Genomic DNA, 16,696 nt, shown 5'->3' on the forward strand with positions numbered 1-16,696 from the left:
CCTAAAAACGGGGCTGCGCCCCTGTTTTTCGCCCTTTAGGGGCGCGGGGAACTGCGCGGCCAGCCCCCACCGGACCCGCACGTCACAACGGCGCGGGCCCGGCGGCCCAGAACTCAGCCCCGCCCGTTCCGACCCTTCGGGTCGGCGAGCCCCGCCCGCCGCAAGGCGTCAGCCATCGCACTGTTCCCGGGCGCGGGCGCGGCAGCCTGACGCGAACCCCCGCCCTTCCCGCCGCCGGAACGGCCCCGCTGCTGAGGCGGTCGCCCGCCACCGCGCTGAGGCCGCCCGGAGCCACCCTCCTGCGCAGCCGCCGAGGCATCGTCGTCCAGTCGCAAGGTCAAAGAGATCCGCTTCCGCGGAATGTCGACCTCAAGCACCTTGACCTTCACGATGTCCCCGGACTTCACCACGTCCCGAGGATCCTTCACGAAGGTCTTCGACATCGCGGAGACATGCACGAGTCCGTCCTGGTGCACACCGACGTCCACGAACGCCCCGAACGCGGCCACGTTCGTGACGACCCCCTCAAGCACCATCCCCGGCTCCAGGTCGGCGATCTTCTCGACCCCGTCCTTGAAGGTCGCCGTCTTGAAGGCGGGTCGCGGGTCGCGCCCCGGCTTCTCCAGCTCCCGCAGGATGTCCGTCACCGTCGGCAGACCGAACTTCTCGTCCACGAAGTCGTCCGGCCGCAGCGAGCGCAGCACCCCCGTGTTGCCGATCAGCGAGCCGACCCCGCTGCCCGCCGTCTTCACCATCCGGCGCACCACGGGGTACGCCTCGGGGTGCACGCTCGACGCGTCCAGCGGGTCGTCGCCGCCGCGGATCCGCAGGAAGCCCGCGCACTGCTCGTACGCCTTGGGCCCGAGCCTCGCCACCTTCTTCAGCGCGGTGCGCGAGGTGAACGGGCCGTTCGCGTCGCGGTGCGCCACGATGTTCTCGGCGAGCCCTGAGGTGATGCCGGAGACCCGGGTGAGCAGGGGAGTGGACGCCGTGTTCACGTCCACGCCGACGCCGTTCACACAGTCCTCGACGACCGCGTCGAGGGAGCGCGAGAGCTTCACCTCGGACAGGTCGTGCTGGTACTGGCCGACACCGATCGACTTCGGGTCGATCTTCACCAGCTCGGCGAGCGGGTCCTGCAGACGCCGTGCGATGGAGACGGCGCCGCGCAGCGAGACGTCCATGCCGGGCAGTTCCTGGGAGGCGAACGCCGACGCCGAGTACACGGACGCCCCGGCCTCGGACACCATCACCTTCGTGAGGTTCAGCTCCGGGTGCTTGGCGATGAGCTCACCGGCGAGCTTGTCCGTCTCGCGGGACGCCGTGCCGTTGCCGATGGCGATCAGCTCGACCGCGTGCTCCTTGGCGAGGCGGGCGAGCTTGGCGATGGCCTCGTCCCACCGGTTCGCCGGGACGTGCGGGTGGATGACGTCCGTGGCGACGGCCTTGCCGGTCGCGTCGACCACGGCCACCTTCACCCCCGTACGGAAGCCGGGGTCGAGCCCCAGCGTCGAGCGGGTGCCCGCCGGGGCGGCCAGCAGCAGGTCGCGCAGGTTCGTCGCGAAGACGTTGACCGCCTCGTCCTCGGCGGCCGTGCGCAGCCGCAGCCGCAGGTCGATGCCGAGATGGACGAGCAGCCGGGTGCGCCAGGCCCAGCGGACCGTGTCCGTCAGCCACTTGTCGCCCGGCCGCCCCCGGTCGGCGATCCCGAAGCGCTGCGCGACGATCCCCTCGTACGAGGACGGGCCCGGCTGCTCGGACGGCTCCTCGGGCTCCAGGACGAGGTCGAGAACGTCCTCCTTCTCGCCGCGCAGCATGGCGAGGACGCGGTGCGAGGGCAGCGCCTTGAAGGGCTCGCTGAAGTCGAAGTAGTCGGCGAACTTGGCGCCCGCCTCCTCCTTGCCGTCCTTGACCTTGGCGGCCAGCCGGCCGCGCACCCACATGCGCTCGCGCAGTTCGCCGATCAGGTCGGCGTCCTCCGAGAAGCGCTCGGTGAGGATCGAACGGGCGCCGTCGAGGGCCGCCTGCGGGTCGGCGACGCCCTTGCCGGCGTCGACGAAGGCCGTGGCCGCGGCGAGGGGATCGACGGACGGGTCCTTGAGAAGCCCCTCGGCGAGCGGCTCCAGGCCCGCCTCGCGGGCGATCTGCGCCTTCGTGCGCCGCTTCGGCTTGAACGGCAGGTAGATGTCCTCCAGCCGCGCCTTGGTCTCCGCGCCCTGGATCCGCGCCGCCAGCTCGTCGGTGAGCTTGCCCTGCTCGCGCACCGAGTCGAGGATCGCCGAGCGCCGCTCCTCCAGCTCCCGAAGATAGCGCAGCCGCTCTTCGAGCGTGCGCAGCTGCTCGTCGTCGAGCATCTCGGTCGCTTCCTTGCGGTAGCGGGCGATGAAGGGCACCGTCGAGCCGCCGTCGAGCAAGTCGACGGCCGCCTTGACCTGCCGCTCCCGTACGCCGAGTTCCTCGGCGATCCTGCCTTCGATGGACCCTACGAGGGGTGTCGTCACGATCCCGTACCGCCTTCTTGACTGAGGTTGCGCGGCAATTGTGGCAGGTGGCACCGACAACGGGGGATCAAGGGCGCACCGGACGTGCCGGGAGTGCGAGCCGGACGTGCCCGGACACGCGAGGAGCCGGACACGCCCTTGGCATGTCCGGCTCCGGAAGCGTTCTGCGGTTCAGGCCCTGCGCGTCCGTCCGCCGCGGCGCCTGGAGCTGGAAGCGCCGCCGAACAGCCGGGCCACTGCCCGGAACGGAAGCGTCACCACGGTGGCGACGGCCCCGCCGATCTGCCGGAACACGTCTGCGATGGCACGGAACACGAGCTACCCCTTTCGTCTCCCGATCGGTACGGCCGGGAGACGCACGGGTACCTCGGATCCGGCATCCGAACCCCGCGGACTTTGAGAAGCCTTTACACAAGCGGGAGTTCAGCCCTTTCCGAACGCGCTCTCGGGGAAGGCGCCGGCGGCCAGCGCCTTCGTCGTCAGCCCCGTACCCAGCTCCGTCAGGCGCTCGACACCGGCGGTGCCCAGATGCTCGTACGGAGCCGTGTCCAGGCGGTCGGTGTCCGCCTCGATCTCCTTGCGCAGGGCGACACCGGCCTCGGTCAACTCGCCCTCCGCGGTGAGCAGTCCCCGCTCCCGGAGCCGGTCCTGGGCCGCGTGCCAGTCCTCTCGGTGCCAGCCGCGGGAGGACAGGACCCACTTCGGCGCCATGCCCTTGCCCGTGGCGGTGTGGCTCACCAGCGCCTCCACAGGGTCGAGTTCCGCCGCGAGCAGCACCGCGAGGTGCCCGTCGCCCCGGTGCTCGCGCAGCAGCGTGGCCGCGTGCCAGAGCGCGAGGTGCGGCTCCTCGGGCACCGGCAGGTCGGCGTGGGCGGCGTACAGCGGGCGCGCGGTCCTGGTGCACGCCTCCGTGGCGCGCAGGGCGAGCTGCGCCGCCTCGGCGACCTCCTTGGAGGCGATCACCTCGTCCCCGAGCAGCCGTCGCAGCAGACGGTCCGCGACACGCAGGCGTGCCGCGAGCACCACCTCCGGAGCGGCGATGCGCCACACCTCGGGCACATGCCGCGCCACCAGCTCGTGGCGGAAGTTGTAGAACGTCGCCGTGACCGTGCCCGGGCCCACCGCCCCCATGGCCGCGGCACGCGCCGCGAAGTAGGCGGCGCTGCGGTCCGTCACCCCCACCGCGGCCATCTCCGCGCCGAGCTCGGGTGAGAAGTACTGGCACGAGTGCAGCGGGTTGAGGACGTTGTGGCATCGGCGTCCGGCACGCTCCGGCAGGGCTGTCGTCATGCCCGGCACGTTACCGACTGGTTGGTACGCATGGAATGGTGGGGCACCCATCCGGCCCTGCCCTCTCTCGTAGGCAGCCGCATGGCAGGAAAGGTGGGCTACTCGTCATTGCGGCCATCCGGGCTCCCGCGAAGAATCAGGCACATGGCGCACCGAACCGTCCTTCTCGTCCTCTTCGACGGCGTCCAGAGCCTGGACGTCACGGGCCCCGTGGAGGTCTTCGCGGGTGCGGACCTCCAGGCGGGCGCGCCCGGGGAGACGTACCGCATCCACACCGCCTCACTGGATGGCTGGCCGGTGCGCACCTCCAGCGGGCTGACCCTGGTCCCGGACCACGCGCTCGTCGACGCCCCCGCGCCGCACACCCTGCTCGTCCCGGGCGGGCGGGGCTCGCGCGGCCCCGATCCGCGCGTGCTCGACTGGCTGCGCGAGCACGGTCCGCGCGCCGAGCGGCTTGTCTCCGTCTGCACCGGGGCGATCCTGCTCGCCCGGGCGGGCCTGCTCGACGGCCACCGGGTGACGACCCACTGGGCGTACTGCGAGCGCCTGGCGCGCGACCACCCGGCCGTCGAGGTGGACCCCGATCCGATCTACGTCCGCGACGGCAGGGTCGCCACCTCGGCCGGGGTCACCGCCGGGATCGACCTCGCCCTCGCGCTCGTCGAGGAGGACGTCGGCCGGGATGCGGCGCTCGCCGTGGCCCGCCACCTCGTGGTCTTCCTCAGGCGCCCGGGGAACCAGGCCCAGTTCAGCGCCCAGCTGTCCGCCCAGACGGCCCGGCGGGCGCCCCTGAGGGACGTCCAGCAGTGGATCACCGAGCACCCGGGCGACGACCTGTGCGTGGAGAGGCTCGCGGCCCGCGCCCGGCTGTCGCCCCGCCACTTCGCCCGCGCCTTCCAGGCCGAGACGGGCACGACTCCCGGGCGTTACGTCGACTCGGTCCGCCTCGAACACGCCCGCCGCCTCCTGGAGGACACCACGGACGGCGTCGAGGAGATCGCGAGGTCCAGCGGCTACGGCACCCCCGAGGCGATGCGCAGAGCCTTCGTGAAGACCCTGGGCACGGCCCCGACGGAATACCGCCGCCGCTTCCACCCGACACCCGCCCGGTGAACGGCCTCCCGGTGGGCGCCCCCTCGGGGCGCCCTTCGGGGGCGCGGGGAACGGCGCGATCAGCCTCCACCGGGCCGCCACATCACCTCGAACCGCAGCCCGCGTTCAAGGGGCGCGGGGAACTGCGCGACAAGCCCCCACCGAACCGGCACATCACCCCGAACCGCAGCCCGCGCTTAAGGGGCGCGGGGAACTGCGCGACAAGCCCCCACCGAACCCGCACGTCACTCGCTACCTCAGCCCCCCCGCCAAAAAAACCCGCACAAACGAAGGGCACGCCATGCAGATCGCCATCGTCATCTTCGACCGCTTCACGGCCCTGGACGCAGTGGGCCCCTACGAAACCCTCGGCCGCCTCCCCGAAGCGGAAACCGTCTTCGTCGCCGAGCACCGCGGCCCCGTCCGCACCGACACCGGCAACCTCGCCATCACCGCCGACAAGGCCCTCTCCGAGGTCCCGCACCCGGACATCGTGGTGGTCGCGGGAGGCCCGGGCCAGACCCCGCAGATGGAGAACGAGGCGCTCCTCGACTGGCTGCGCACGGCCGACACGACCAGCACCTGGACGACGTCCGTGTGCACGGGCTCACTCCTGCTGGCCGCGGCCGGACTGCTGAGGGGCCGCCGCGCGACCTCGCACTGGCTGGCCCTCGACCACCTGGAGCGCTTCGGCGCCGAGCCGACGGGGGAGCGGGTCGTCACCGACGGCAAGTACGTGACGGCCGCCGGCGTCTCGTCCGGCATCGACATGGGCCTCACCCTGCTCGGCAGGATCGCGGGCGACGAGCACGCGCAGGCGGTGCAGCTGGCGGTGGAGTACGACCCCCGGCCGCCCTACGACGCGGGCTCCCCGCAGAAGGCCCCCGCCCACCTGGTCGAACAGCTCCGCTCCCGCAGCCGCTTCATCCTCTCCTAGCGGCTGATCCCTCGATCCCTCCGGGCAGGGACGTGGTCCACGTGAACTCCGGAGGCCGGCGCTCCAGGAAGGCGGCGACCCCCTCCGCGGTGTCGTCCCCCTCGCGCGCCTGCCGCGCCCAGTACCCGTCCCGGTCGGTGCGGCCGTCGGCGAACTCCTTCGCCGCCGCCTGAGTCAGCTGTGAGCGGGACACGAGGATCCGGGCGAACTCCGCGACGCGCCCGTCCAGTTCACCGTCGGGCAGCACCTCGTCCACCAGCCCGGTACGCAGGGCCCGCGCCGCGTCGATCAACTCGCCCGAGAACAGCAGGTACTTGGCGGTCGCGGGCCCCACCAGGGACACCAACCGCCGCGTGGAGGAGGCCGGGTAGACGATGCCCAGTTTCGCCGGAGTGATCCCGAACGAGGCCCGCTCGTCCGTGAACCGCACATCGCACGCCGCGGCGAGCTGACACCCGCCGCCCACGCAGTAGCCGCGTACGGCGGCGATCGTCGGCTTGGGGAAGGCGGCCAGCGCGTCCTCCGCGCGCACGGCGAGGCCCTGCGCCTCCGCGGCCGACCCCCGCAGTGAGGAGATGTCGGCCCCGGCGCAGAACGTCCCGCCCTCGCCGGTGAGCACGAGCACGCGGACGGCCGGGTCGTCGGCCAGGGTGTCGAGCAGGGGCGGCAGCGCCCGCCACATGTCCGCCGTCATGGCGTTGCGCTTGGCGGGGTGGTGGACGACGACGGTGGCGACCCCGTCGGTGACGCTGTGCAACAGCTGCGGCTCCATGGCCGGATGCTACGGGGTCGGGTGCCGCGTGGCCGCTCGCGGGCCGAGCCAAACCCGTACAACCCGAAGAGTTCCCGATCCGGCACAGGACGGACAGGAACGGTCATACGGCTGCCGGTGACACGCGTCGGCGATCAGAAGGCGTCGATAGTCGCTGACTTCTGTTCAGTTATCCGGTACGGACCAGCGCGTTATCAACACTCGACGTGTGGTGACAATCGAGCGCAAGGGCGGCGACCGGACGATGGACGACCAGGGGCGGGGGCCCGGCCCACGTCCTGACGGCGGCGGGGAGGCGCCCTCCGAGGAGAGACCGCCCGGCCCACTGCCGTACGAGGGAGTCTGGCGGTTCACCGCTCCCGCCGTCGACTCCTCCGTACCGCAGGCACGGCACGCCGTCCGTGACCTGCTGGCCCGCCAGGGCGTCCCGGTCTCGGACGACATCGTCGAGGGGCTGCTTCTGATCGTCTCCGAGCTGGTGACCAACGCGGTGCGGCACGCGGCCCTGCTCTCCCCGATGCTCGGCGTGGAGGTCGCCGTCGGGGCCGAGTGGGTACGGGTCTCCGTCGAGGACAACCACCCCTACCGTCCGACGGCCCTGGAGGCCGACCACGGCCAGACCGGTGGCCGCGGCCTCCTCCTCGTGCGGGAGATCACCCGCGAGGCGGGCGGGGTGTGCGACGTGGAGCACACGGCGACGGGGGGCAAAGTGATCTGGTCGGCGCTGCCCCTCACCGTCGCCCGGGCGGTCTGAACCGTCGCCCGGGCGGTCCGGGGGTCACCAGCCCGCGGAGTCGCCCGTCAGTTCCCTGATCGCCGGCCGGGCCGAGTCCAGCACGGTCATGAACCACGCCGAGAACGGGTCCTTCGCATGCCGCTCGGCCAGCTCCCCCGCACTCACGAAGACCGTCGACCCGACCTCCTCGGGGTCGGGCCGCAGAGCCGACTGCACCATCCCGACGAACAGGTGGTTGAACTCCTGCTCCACCAGTCCCGAGTCCGGGTCCGGGTGGTTGTAGCGGACCGTGCCCGCCTCGGCGAGGAGCGACGGGGAGACCCCCAGCTCCTCGAACGTGCGCCGCGCGGCCGCCGCGAAGGGCGCCTCGCCGGGGTACGGGTGGCCGCAGCACGTGTTGGACCAGACACCGGGGGAGTGGTACTTGCCCAGCGCCCGCTGCTGCAGCAGCAGCCGCCCCCGCTCGTCGAAGAGGAAGACGGAGAACGCCCGGTGCAGCTGCCCGGGTGGCTGATGGGCCGTGAGCTTCTCCGCCGTGCCGATCGTGGTGCCGTCCTCGTCGACCAGTTCGAGCAAGATGGCTTCAGCGTTGCCGTTCGACGAACTGTGCGTCGCGGTGGCAGGAGTGATCGGCATACCCGTCCTTCGCATCGGTCTTCAAGCCCCAAGTCTGCCGTACCGAACCGGCACTCCCGGCACCACGCGGGGTCCCGCACGTCCGGTTCCGCCGCGCGGCCGAACCGGACATCGCGCCCGGTGCCGGCCGGACGCCGAAAGGGGCCGGACACCTCATCGTTCCCGCCGCTACCGGTACAGAACCGTCCAGAACGGGAGTATTCGCCCTTTCACCCGCAGGGGGTGGCCGGTTCGAACGCCGTAGCGCCGGATCCGGTGCCCCGCGCCCGCCGACCGGCCCGCACCCGTGCGCGGCGCCTCCACCACCGGACGTACGCCGGATCGTCATGGGTGATCCGGATCGTCACGCGTGATGCAGCTGCCAGCCCTGCCACGCCGACTCGACCATCTCGCGCACCCCGCGCCGGGCGGTCCAGCCCAGTTCCCCGGCGGCCAGCGCGGCCGAGGCGACCGCGCGCGGCGCGTCACCCGGGCGGCGCGGCTCGACGAGCACGGGACGGGTGTCGCCGGTGACCTCGCCGATGAGCGTCAGCAGTTCACGCACCGAGACGCCCTCACCGCGGCCGATGTTCACCGTCAGATCGCCCGCACCGCCCGGGGTGTCCGAGGAGGCCAGCCGCCGGGCCGCCGCGAGATGCGCCTCGGCGAGGTCGGCGACATGGATGTAGTCGCGTACGCAGGTGCCGTCCGGCGTCGGATAGTCGTCGCCGAAGATCCGGGGAGCCTCGTCGCGGGTGAGCCGGTCGAAGACCATCGGCACCACGTTGAAGACACCGGTGTCCGCCAGCTCGGGGGCGGCGGCGCCTGCCACGTTGAAGTAGCGCAGGCACACGGTGTCGATGCCGTGGGCGCGGCCGGCGGCCCGTACCAGCCACTCACCCGCGAGCTTCGTCTCGCCGTAGGGGCTCATCGGGGCACACGGGGTGTCCTCCGTGATGAGGTCCACATCCGGGTTGCCGTACACGGCCGCGGAGGAGGAGAAGACGAACCGCCGCACCCCCGCCCCGGCGACGGCGTCCAGGAGCGTGGCGAGCCCGCCGAGGTTCTCCTGGTAGTAGCGCGTGGGCTGGTCCACGGACTCACCGACCTGCTTGCGCGCGGCCAGGTGCACCACACCCGTCACCGCGTGCTCGGCGAGCACCCGCTTGAGCAACTCCCCGTCCAGCGACGAGCCCTGCACGAGCGCAATGCCGGCGGGCAGCCGCGCGGGAACGCCCGCCGAGAGATCGTCGAGCGCGAGCACGCGCTCCCCGGCCTCGGTCATGGCACGCGCCACGTGCGCCCCGATGTATCCAGCCCCGCCTGTGATCAGCCATGTCATGGACGCCCACCCTATGCCGGTCCGCATGGTGGGGACGCACATGTGCTCCGAACACAGGGTGCGGAAGCCATGCCCTGAATTGCGTCGGAATGGGCCGTGGTTTGTGGGCCGGGGCCCGAATCCACGATGATGATCGCCGAGGACGTACCGATCAGAACGTGTTGATCGGACCGTGAACGGGCGGTGAACGGCCGCTTCCCATCATCCGATAGCCTCTGCCGACATGCCGCCCGGCCGTCCCAGGGCGCACCCCCACCACGCACCTGCCCGGCGTCGTGCACGCCGGAACCCAGAGGAGTGAGTTCGTCCTGTCGACCGCCATCCTCACCGGTCAGCCGGTCCCCGGATCGTCGCTCGAAGGCGATCTGCGGTCCCTCGGCTTCGACGTGCGGGCCGCCACCGACGCGGCCGACGCCGAGACGCTCCTCGCCGCCGTCCCCGCGGACCAGCGGGTGGCCGTCGTCGACGCCCGCTTCGTGGGCCACGTCCACGCGCTGCGGCTCGGCCTGACCGACCCCCGCTTCGACGCCGCCGCGATCCCCGGCGCCGTCACCGCCAAGTCCGGGGCGCGTCCGGCGCTGGCCCGCGCGCTGGGCATCGCGTCCTCGGAGGCGTCGAACGGCTCCGTGGTGGTCGGCATCGTCGCCGACCGCGTCGCGGAGGCCCTCGACACCGATCTGCACCGCCCCGAGCTGGGCGAACTCGTCGCCGAGGTACCCAGGGACCCGCAGGCCCGCAACGAGGCCCGGCAGTCCGTCGCCTCCGTGGACGACGAGGCGATCCGGCTGCGTACGGCCGTGAAGTCCCGTGACGGCTTCTTCACCACGTACTGCATCAGTCCGTACTCCCGCTACATCGCCCGCTGGTGCGCCCGCCGCGGGATGACCCCGAACCAGGTCACCACGGCGTCGCTGATCACCGCGCTGATCGCGGCCGGCTGCGCGGCGACGGGCACCCGGGCCGGTTTCGCCGCCGCGGGGCTGCTGCTCCTCTTCTCCTTCGTGCTCGACTGCACGGACGGCCAGCTCGCCCGGTACTCCCTGCAGTACTCCACACTCGGCGCCTGGCTCGACGCGACCTTCGACCGCGCCAAGGAGTACGCCTACTACGCGGGCCTCGCCCTCGGGGCGGCCCGGGGCGGCGACGACGTATGGGCGCTGGCCCTCGCCGCGATGGTCCTGCAGACCTGCAGGCACGTCGTCGACTTCTCCTTCAACGAGGCGAACGTCGACAGCGCGGCGGCCAACACCAGCCCCACCGCGGCCCTTTCGGGCAAGCTCGACAGCGTCGGCTGGACGGTCTGGCTGCGCCGCATGATCGTCCTGCCCATCGGCGAGCGCTGGGCGATGGTCGCAGTACTTACTGCGCTCACGACGCCCCGTATCACCTTCTACGTGCTGCTGATCGGCTGCGCTTTCGCCGCCTGCTACACCACGGCGGGCCGGGTGCTGCGCTCGGTGACCCGCAAGGCGCAGCGCACGGACCGGGCCACCCAGGCACTCGCCGACCTCACCGACTCGGGTCCGCTCGCCGAGGTGTGCGCCGCCGCGCTGCGCAAGTTGCCCGCCCGCCCGCCGGCCGGCTCGCGTCTGCTGATCGTGCTGCCGGGCGCCGCGCTTCTTGTCGCCGCGGCGTGGACCGCCGGCTACGGCAGCTGGTGGCCCGTCCTCGCAGCCGCGCTGTACGTGCTCACCTCGGGTGCCGCCGTGGCGCAGCCTCTCAGGGGAGCCCTGGACTGGCTGGTGCCGCCGCTGCTGCGCGCAGCCGAATACGGCACCGTACTGATCCTGGCGGCCAAAGCCGATGTGAACGGCGCCCTTCCGGCAGCTTTCGGGCTGGTGGCGGCCGTCGCCTACCATCACTACGACACGGTGTACCGCATCCGCGGCAACGCCGGCGCGCCGCCGCACTGGCTGGTGCGGGCGATCGGCGGGCACGAAGGCAGGACGCTGCTGGTCACCGTCCTGGCCGCGCTGCTCGCCGCAGAAGATTTCAAGGTCGCGCTCACGGCACTCGCCGTGGCCGTGGCTCTGGTGGTGCTCTTCGAGAGCATCCGCTACTGGGTGACCGCCCACAGGCGCGGCGCACCCGCCGTACACGATGAAGGAGAACCCGCATGATCGGCCTCGTGCTGGCTGCCGGCGCCGGACGGCGTCTGCGCCCCTACACCGACACCCTGCCCAAGGCTCTGGTGCCGGTGGGACCCGAAGGCGACGAGGACAGCATCACGGTGCTCGACCTCACCCTCGGCAACTTCGCCGAGATCGGTCTGACCGAGGTCGCGATCATCGTCGGTTACCGCAAGGAAGCCGTCTATGAGCGCCGCGAGGCGCTGGAGCAGAAGTACGGCGTCAAGATCACGCTGATCGACAACGACAAGGCCGAGGAGTGGAACAACGCCTACTCCCTGTGGTGCGGCCGTGACGCGATCAAGCACTCGGTGATCCTCGCCAACGGCGACACCGTGCACCCGGTCTCCGTCGAGAAGACCCTGCTCGCCGCCCGCGGCGACGGCAAGAAGATCATCCTCGCCCTCGACACGGTGAAGTCCCTCGCCGACGAGGAGATGAAGGTCGTCGTCGGCCCCGAGGGCGGCATGACGAAGATCACCAAGCTGATGGACCCCGCCGAGGCGACCGGTGAGTACATCGGCGTGACCCTCATCGAGGGCGACGCCGCCGACGAGCTGGCCGACGCCCTCAAGACGGTCTTCGAGACGGACCCGCAGCAGTTCTACGAGCACGGCTACCAGGAGCTCGTGAACCGCGGCTTCCGGATCGACGTGGCCCCCATCGGCGACGTCAAGTGGGTCGAGATCGACAACCACGAGGACCTCGCCAAGGGACGCGTGATCGCGTGCCAGTACTGACGAGGCTCATCCCCTCGCCGGTCGTCGTCGACATCCGTCCGGGTGCCCTGGACGACCTCTCCGCGGTCCTCGCCGACCAGCGCATCTCGCACTCCGGCAAGCTGGCCGTCGCCATCAGCGGCGGCTCGGGCGCCAAGCTGCGCGAGCGGCTGACCCCGGCGATGCCGGGCGCCGACTGGTTCGAGGTCGGCGGCGGCACGCTGGACGAGGCGATCAAGCTCGGTGACGCCATGAAGAAGGGGCGTTACGACGCGGTCGTGGGCCTCGGCGGCGGCAAGATCATCGACTGCGCGAAGTTCGCCGCGGCCCGGATCGGCCTTCCGCTGGTCGCCGTCGCGACGAACCTCTCGCACGACGGTCTGTGCTCCCCGGTCGCGACCCTCGACAACGACGCGGGCCGCGGCTCGTACGGTGTGCCGAACCCGATCGCCGTGGTCATCGACCTCGACGTGATCCGGGAGGCCCCGGTCCGCTTCGTGCGCTCCGGCATCGGCGACGCCCTGTCCAACATCTCCGCGGTCGCGGACTGGGAGCTGGCCAACCGGGAGAAGGGCGAGCAGATCGACGGCCTCGCCGCCGCGATGGCCCGCCAGGCCGGCGAGGCCGTGCTGCGGCACCCGGGCGGCGTCGGCGACGACGGCTTCCTCCAGGTGCTCGCCGAGGGCCTGGTCCTCACCGGCATCTCCATGTCGGTCGCGGGCGACTCCCGTCCGGCGTCCGGCGCCTGCCACGAGATCAACCACGGCTTCGACCTGCTCTTCCCCAAGCGGGCCGCCAGCCACGGCGAGCAGTGCGGCCTGGGCGCGGCCTTCGCGATGCACCTGCGCGGTGCCCGCGAGGAGTCGGCGTACATGGCCGAAGTCCTGCGGCGCCACGGGCTGCCCGTGCTGCCGGAGGAGATCGGCTTCACCCCGGACGAGTTCGTCCAGGTCGTGGAGTTCGCTCCGTCGACCAGGCCGGGCCGCTACACGATCCTCGAACACCTCGACCTCTCCACCGACCAGATCAGGGACGCATACGCCGACTATGCAAAAGCCATCGGTAGCTGAGCTCCGCCCGGTCGTGCACCCCCCGGGTGTCAAGGACCGGCGGAGCGGCGAGCACTGGGGAGGCCGGCTCTACATGCGCGAGATCTCGCTGCGCATCGACCGGCACCTGGTGAACACCAAGGTCACGCCCAACCAGCTGACCTACGTGATGACCGTCTTCGGCGTACTCGCCGCCCCGGCCCTGCTGGTGCCCGGCATCCCGGGCGCCCTGCTCGGCGTACTGATGGTCCAGCTGTACCTGCTGTTCGACTGCGTCGACGGCGAGATCGCCCGCTGGCGCAAGCAGTACTCGATGACCGGTGTGTACGTCGACCGTGTCGCCGCCTACCTGTGCGACGCCGCGGTCCTGGTCGGCTTCGGCCTGCGCGCGGCGGACCTGTGGGGCACCGGCCGCATCGACTGGCTGTGGGCCTTCCTCGGTACGCTCGCCGCTCTCGGCGCCGTCCTGATCAAGTCCGAGACCGACCTCGTCGGGGTCGCCCGCCACCAGACCGGCAAGGCGCCGGTCCAGGAGTCGGCGTCCGAGCCGCGCTCCTCCGGCATGGCGCTGGCCCGCCGGGCCGCGGGCGCGCTCAAGTTCCACCGGCTCGTCCTCGGCATCGAGGCCTCCCTGCTGATCCTGGTCCTCGCGGTCCTCGACACGGTCCGGGACGACCTGTTCTTCTCGCGGCTCGGCGTCGCGGTCCTGGCCGGCATCGCGATGCTGCAGACCGTGCTGCACCTGGTGTCCATCCTCGCTTCGAGCAGGCTGAAGTGAGTACGGCCACGAAGGTCGGCGCGGTGATCATCACCATGGGCAACCGCCCCGACGAACTCCGCGCCCTCCTCGACTCGGTCGCCAAGCAGGACGGCGACCCGGTCGAGGTGGTCGTGGTCGGCAACGGCTCGCCCGTCCCGGACGTCACGGGATCCATACCCGGTGTCCGTACGGTCGAGCTGCCGGAGAACCTCGGCATCCCGGGCGGCCGCAACGTCGGCATCGAGGCGTTCGGCCCCGGCGGCACCGACGTGGACGTGCTGCTCTTCCTGGACGACGACGGCCTCCTGGCCCGCCACGACACCGCCGAACTGTGCCGGCAGGCATTCGCGGCCGACCCGGAACTGGGCATCATCAGCTTCCGCATCGCGGACCCGGAGACCGGCGTCACCCAGCGCCGCCACGTGCCCCGGCTGCGCGCCTCCGACCCGATGCGCGACTCCCGCGTCACCACCTTCCTCGGCGGCGCCAACGCCGTCCGGACGAAGGTGCTCGCCGAGGTCGGCGGGCTCCCCGAGGAGTTCTTCTACGCCCACGAGGAGACCGACCTCGCCTGGCGGGCCCTCGACGCGGGCTGGATGATCGACTACCGCTCGGACATGGTCCTCAACCACCCCACGACCGCACCCTCGCGGCACGCGGTCTACCACCGGATGGTCGCCCGCAACCGCGTCTGGCTCGCCCGTCGCAACCTGCCGGCGCCGCTGGTCCCCGTGTACCTCGGCGTGTGGATGCTGCTCACGCTCGCCCGTCGGCCCTCGCGCCCGGCCCTGAAGGCCTGGTTCGGCGGTTTCAAGGAGGGCTGGACCAGCCCGTGCGGCCCCCGGCGCCCCATGAAGTGGCGTACGGTATGGCGCCTGACCCGTCTGGGCCGACCACCCGTCATCTGAGACGCTCGATATCTGAGAGCATTCGGGCCGTACCCCGGTCCCTGTCTTTGGCCTACGCCCTACCAGGCCGCGCACCTTGAGGACGAAAGTTTCCCTGTGAGTGAGACAACGCATGACGGCGGCGTCGCGGTGAGCGCCCCCCCGTCCCCCGATGAAGGGCTCTCCGCGGCGGACCTCGCCGCCAAGTACGGGCTGGCCGTCAGCGGCGCCCGGCCCGGACTCGTCGAGTACGTCCGTCAGCTCTGGGGACGGCGTCACTTCATCCTCGCCTTCTCGCAGGCGAAGCTCACCGCCCAGTACAGCCAGGCCAAGCTCGGCCAGCTGTGGCAGGTGGCCACACCGCTGCTGAACGCGGCCGTGTACTTCCTGATCTTCGGCCTGATCCTGAAGGCCGACCGCGGCATGGAGCGGGAGGTCTACATCCCGTTCCTGGTGACGGGCGTCTTCGTCTTCACCTTCACCCAGAGCTCGGTGATGGCGGGCGTGCGCGCGATCTCCGGGAACCTCGGACTCGTACGGGCGCTGCACTTCCCGCGCGCCGCGCTGCCGATCTCGTTCTCGCTGCAGCAGCTCCAGCAGCTGCTCTTCTCGATGATCGTGCTCTTCGTGGTGGCGGTCGGCTTCGGCAGCTACCCCCAGCTGTCCTGGCTGCTGATCGTCCCGATCCTGGTGTTGCAGTTCCTCTTCAACACCGGCCTTGCGATGATCATGGCCAGGATGGGCGCCAAGACCCCGGACCTGGCCCAGCTCATGCCGTTCGTGATGCGTACGTGGATGTACGCGTCCGGTGTCATGTTCTCGATCCCCGTGATGCTCGACGAGCACCCCAAGTGGATCGCCGACGTCCTCCAGTGGAACCCGGCGGCCATCTACATGGACCTGATGCGCTTCGCGCTCATCGACGGCTACGGCTCCGAGAACCTGCCGCCGCACGTGTGGGCGGTCGCGGGCGGCTGGGCCGTCCTCGTCGCCGTCGGCGGATTCGTGTACTTCTGGAAGGCTGAGGAGCGTTACGGCCGTGGCTGAGCAGAACGACAGGAACCCCCTGATCCCGACCGTCATCGCGGACGAGCTGCACATCGTCTACCGCGTCAACGGCGCCAAGACCGGCAAGGGCAGCGCCACCTCCGCCCTCAGCCGCATACTCCGGCGCGGCGAGGAGCGGGGCGTCCGCAAGGTGCACGCCGTGCGCGGTGTCTCCTTCAAGTCCTACCGCGGTGAGGCCATCGGCCTCATCGGATCCAACGGCTCCGGCAAGTCGACCCTGCTGAGGGCCATCGCCGGACTGCTCCCCGCGGAGAAGGGGCACGTCTACACCGACGGCCAGCCCTCGCTCCTCGGCGTCAACGCGGCCCTGATGAACGACCTCACGGGCGAGCGGAACGTCATCCTCGGCGGACTCGCCATGGGCATGACGCGCGAGCAGATCAAGGAGCGCTACCAGGACATCGTCGACTTCTCGGGCATCAACGAGAAGGGCGACTTCATCACCCTGCCGATGCGCACCTACTCCTCCGGCATGGCCGCCCGGCTGCGCTTCTCCATCGCGGCCGCCAAGGACCACGACGTCCTCATGATCGACGAGGCCCTGGCGACCGGCGACCGCAAGTTCCAGAAGCGCTCCGAGGCCCGGATCCGGGAGCTCCGCAAGGAGGCCGGCACGGTCTTCCTCGTCAGCCACAACAACAAGTCCATCCGTGACACGTGCGACCGCGTCCTGTGGCTGGAACGCGGCGAGCTGCGCCTGGACGGACCGACCGACGAGGTCCTCAAGGAGTACGAGAAGTTCACGGGCAAGTAGCCCGGGTCGTAGAAGAACCACGCAGGGCCCCGCCGGAACGGTTCC

At 71.2% G+C, this 16,696-nt stretch carries 16 protein-coding genes; 10 read left to right on the plus strand and 6 right to left on the minus strand.

The genetic code is table 11. The features are described 5' to 3' along the window. Positions 1–113: 113 nt before the first annotated feature. The 3 genes from ACFWGJ_RS29545 to ACFWGJ_RS29555 form a co-directional block, all read right to left on the minus strand. Positions 114–2,501, minus strand: coding sequence for a Tex family protein (locus tag ACFWGJ_RS29545; RefSeq protein ID WP_387330658.1), 2,388 nt, complete (start codon positions 2,499–2,501; stop codon positions 114–116). Between the two features lie 171 nt (positions 2,502–2,672). Then, positions 2,673–2,816 carry an LPFR motif small protein gene (locus tag ACFWGJ_RS29550; protein ID WP_387330661.1) on the minus strand — a complete coding sequence of 48 codons (144 nt, stop codon included), beginning with the start codon at positions 2,814–2,816 and terminating at the stop codon, positions 2,673–2,675. A gap of 108 nt (positions 2,817–2,924) precedes the next feature. Continuing rightward, on the minus strand, positions 2,925–3,791 hold the full coding sequence (locus ACFWGJ_RS29555) for a hypothetical protein (RefSeq protein WP_387330664.1): 867 nt from the start codon (positions 3,789–3,791) through the stop codon (positions 2,925–2,927). A 144-nt stretch (positions 3,792–3,935) separates the two neighbouring features. Here ACFWGJ_RS29555 and ACFWGJ_RS29560 point away from each other — a divergent pair, with 144 nt between their 5' ends. Then, positions 3,936–4,904, plus strand: coding sequence for a GlxA family transcriptional regulator (locus ACFWGJ_RS29560; protein ID WP_387330667.1), 969 nt, complete (start codon positions 3,936–3,938; stop codon positions 4,902–4,904). A 280-nt stretch (positions 4,905–5,184) separates the two neighbouring features. Then, positions 5,185–5,820, plus strand: a complete 636-nt coding sequence (locus ACFWGJ_RS29565) for a DJ-1/PfpI family protein (protein ID WP_387330670.1) — start codon at positions 5,185–5,187, stop codon at positions 5,818–5,820. Here the strand turns inward: ACFWGJ_RS29565 and ACFWGJ_RS29570 are convergent. Beyond that, on the minus strand, positions 5,807–6,592 hold the full coding sequence (locus tag ACFWGJ_RS29570; protein ID WP_387330673.1) for an enoyl-CoA hydratase/isomerase family protein: 786 nt from the start codon (positions 6,590–6,592) through the stop codon (positions 5,807–5,809). The two genes, ACFWGJ_RS29565 and ACFWGJ_RS29570, sit on opposite strands and share 14 nt — an antisense overlap. A 244-nt stretch (positions 6,593–6,836) precedes the next feature. On the opposite strand from ACFWGJ_RS29570, the gene ACFWGJ_RS29575 reads away from it, so the two are divergent. Beyond that, complete coding sequence (locus ACFWGJ_RS29575; RefSeq protein WP_387330688.1) at positions 6,837–7,346, plus strand: ATP-binding protein; 510 nt, start codon at positions 6,837–6,839, stop codon at positions 7,344–7,346. 24 nt (positions 7,347–7,370) lie between these two features. Here the strand turns inward: ACFWGJ_RS29575 and idi are convergent, their stop codons facing one another. Further along, a complete protein-coding gene (gene idi, locus ACFWGJ_RS29580) occupies positions 7,371–7,964 on the minus strand; it encodes an isopentenyl-diphosphate Delta-isomerase (RefSeq protein ID WP_210887717.1) in 594 nt (197 codons plus the stop codon). Between the two features lie 343 nt (positions 7,965–8,307). After that, a complete protein-coding gene (galE, locus tag ACFWGJ_RS29585) occupies positions 8,308–9,285 on the minus strand; it encodes a UDP-glucose 4-epimerase GalE (protein WP_387330677.1) in 978 nt (325 codons plus the stop codon). A gap of 308 nt (positions 9,286–9,593) precedes the next feature. Here galE and ACFWGJ_RS29590 point away from each other — a divergent pair, with 308 nt between their 5' ends. The 7 genes from ACFWGJ_RS29590 to ACFWGJ_RS29620 all read left to right on the plus strand — a co-directional run bounded on the left by ACFWGJ_RS29590 (position 9,594) and on the right by ACFWGJ_RS29620 (position 16,651). Beyond that, a complete protein-coding gene (locus ACFWGJ_RS29590; RefSeq protein ID WP_387330691.1) occupies positions 9,594–11,405 on the plus strand; it encodes a DUF5941 domain-containing protein in 1,812 nt (603 codons plus the stop codon). Next, entirely contained in the window at positions 11,402–12,154 is a 753-nt protein-coding gene (locus tag ACFWGJ_RS29595; protein ID WP_210887711.1) for a sugar phosphate nucleotidyltransferase, read from the plus strand. The genes ACFWGJ_RS29590 and ACFWGJ_RS29595 overlap by 4 nt, the downstream gene beginning before the upstream one ends. Further along, positions 12,142–13,203, plus strand: coding sequence for an iron-containing alcohol dehydrogenase family protein (locus tag ACFWGJ_RS29600; protein ID WP_107019960.1), 1,062 nt, complete (start codon positions 12,142–12,144; stop codon positions 13,201–13,203). The genes ACFWGJ_RS29595 and ACFWGJ_RS29600 overlap by 13 nt, the downstream gene beginning before the upstream one ends. Then, positions 13,181–13,960 carry a CDP-alcohol phosphatidyltransferase family protein gene (locus tag ACFWGJ_RS29605; protein ID WP_107019959.1) on the plus strand — a complete coding sequence of 260 codons (780 nt, stop codon included), beginning with the start codon at positions 13,181–13,183 and terminating at the stop codon, positions 13,958–13,960. Before ACFWGJ_RS29600 ends, ACFWGJ_RS29605 begins: the two co-directional genes overlap by 23 nt. 35 nt (positions 13,961–13,995) lie before the next feature. Next, positions 13,996–14,850 (plus strand): glycosyltransferase family 2 protein, encoded by an 855-nt coding sequence (locus tag ACFWGJ_RS29610; RefSeq protein WP_387330694.1) that lies wholly within the window; start codon positions 13,996–13,998, stop codon positions 14,848–14,850. Between the two features lie 96 nt (positions 14,851–14,946). Beyond that, positions 14,947–15,876 (plus strand): ABC transporter permease, encoded by a 930-nt coding sequence (locus tag ACFWGJ_RS29615; protein ID WP_387330682.1) that lies wholly within the window; start codon positions 14,947–14,949, stop codon positions 15,874–15,876. Further along, positions 15,869–16,651, plus strand: a complete 783-nt coding sequence (locus ACFWGJ_RS29620; RefSeq protein WP_387330685.1) for an ABC transporter ATP-binding protein — start codon at positions 15,869–15,871, stop codon at positions 16,649–16,651. Before ACFWGJ_RS29615 ends, ACFWGJ_RS29620 begins: the two co-directional genes overlap by 8 nt. The last annotated feature ends 45 nt before the right edge of the window (positions 16,652–16,696 follow it).

It is taken from the genome of Streptomyces sp. NPDC060205 (assembly GCF_042728395.1).
Classification (GTDB): domain Bacteria; phylum Actinomycetota; class Actinomycetes; order Streptomycetales; family Streptomycetaceae; genus Streptomyces.

Excerpts from the sequence above, each read along its gene's own strand:
- ACFWGJ_RS29575 (WP_387330688.1), top strand. The coding sequence starts at position 6,837 with ATGGACGACCAGGGGCGGGGGCCCGGCCCACGTCCTGACGGCGGCGGG.
- ACFWGJ_RS29605 (WP_107019959.1), top strand. The coding sequence starts at position 13,181 with ATGCAAAAGCCATCGGTAGCTGAGCTCCGCCCGGTCGTGCACCCCCCG.
- ACFWGJ_RS29565 (WP_387330670.1), top strand. The coding sequence starts at position 5,185 with ATGCAGATCGCCATCGTCATCTTCGACCGCTTCACGGCCCTGGACGCA.
- ACFWGJ_RS29595 (WP_210887711.1), top strand. The coding sequence starts at position 11,402 with ATGATCGGCCTCGTGCTGGCTGCCGGCGCCGGACGGCGTCTGCGCCCC.
- idi (WP_210887717.1), bottom strand. The coding sequence starts at position 7,964 with ATGCCGATCACTCCTGCCACCGCGACGCACAGTTCGTCGAACGGCAAC.
- galE (WP_387330677.1), bottom strand. The coding sequence starts at position 9,285 with ATGACATGGCTGATCACAGGCGGGGCTGGATACATCGGGGCGCACGTG.
- ACFWGJ_RS29610 (WP_387330694.1), top strand. The coding sequence starts at position 13,996 with ATGGGCAACCGCCCCGACGAACTCCGCGCCCTCCTCGACTCGGTCGCC.
- ACFWGJ_RS29560 (WP_387330667.1), top strand. The coding sequence starts at position 3,936 with ATGGCGCACCGAACCGTCCTTCTCGTCCTCTTCGACGGCGTCCAGAGC.
- ACFWGJ_RS29570 (WP_387330673.1), bottom strand. The coding sequence starts at position 6,592 with ATGGAGCCGCAGCTGTTGCACAGCGTCACCGACGGGGTCGCCACCGTC.
- ACFWGJ_RS29555 (WP_387330664.1), bottom strand. The coding sequence starts at position 3,791 with ATGACGACAGCCCTGCCGGAGCGTGCCGGACGCCGATGCCACAACGTC.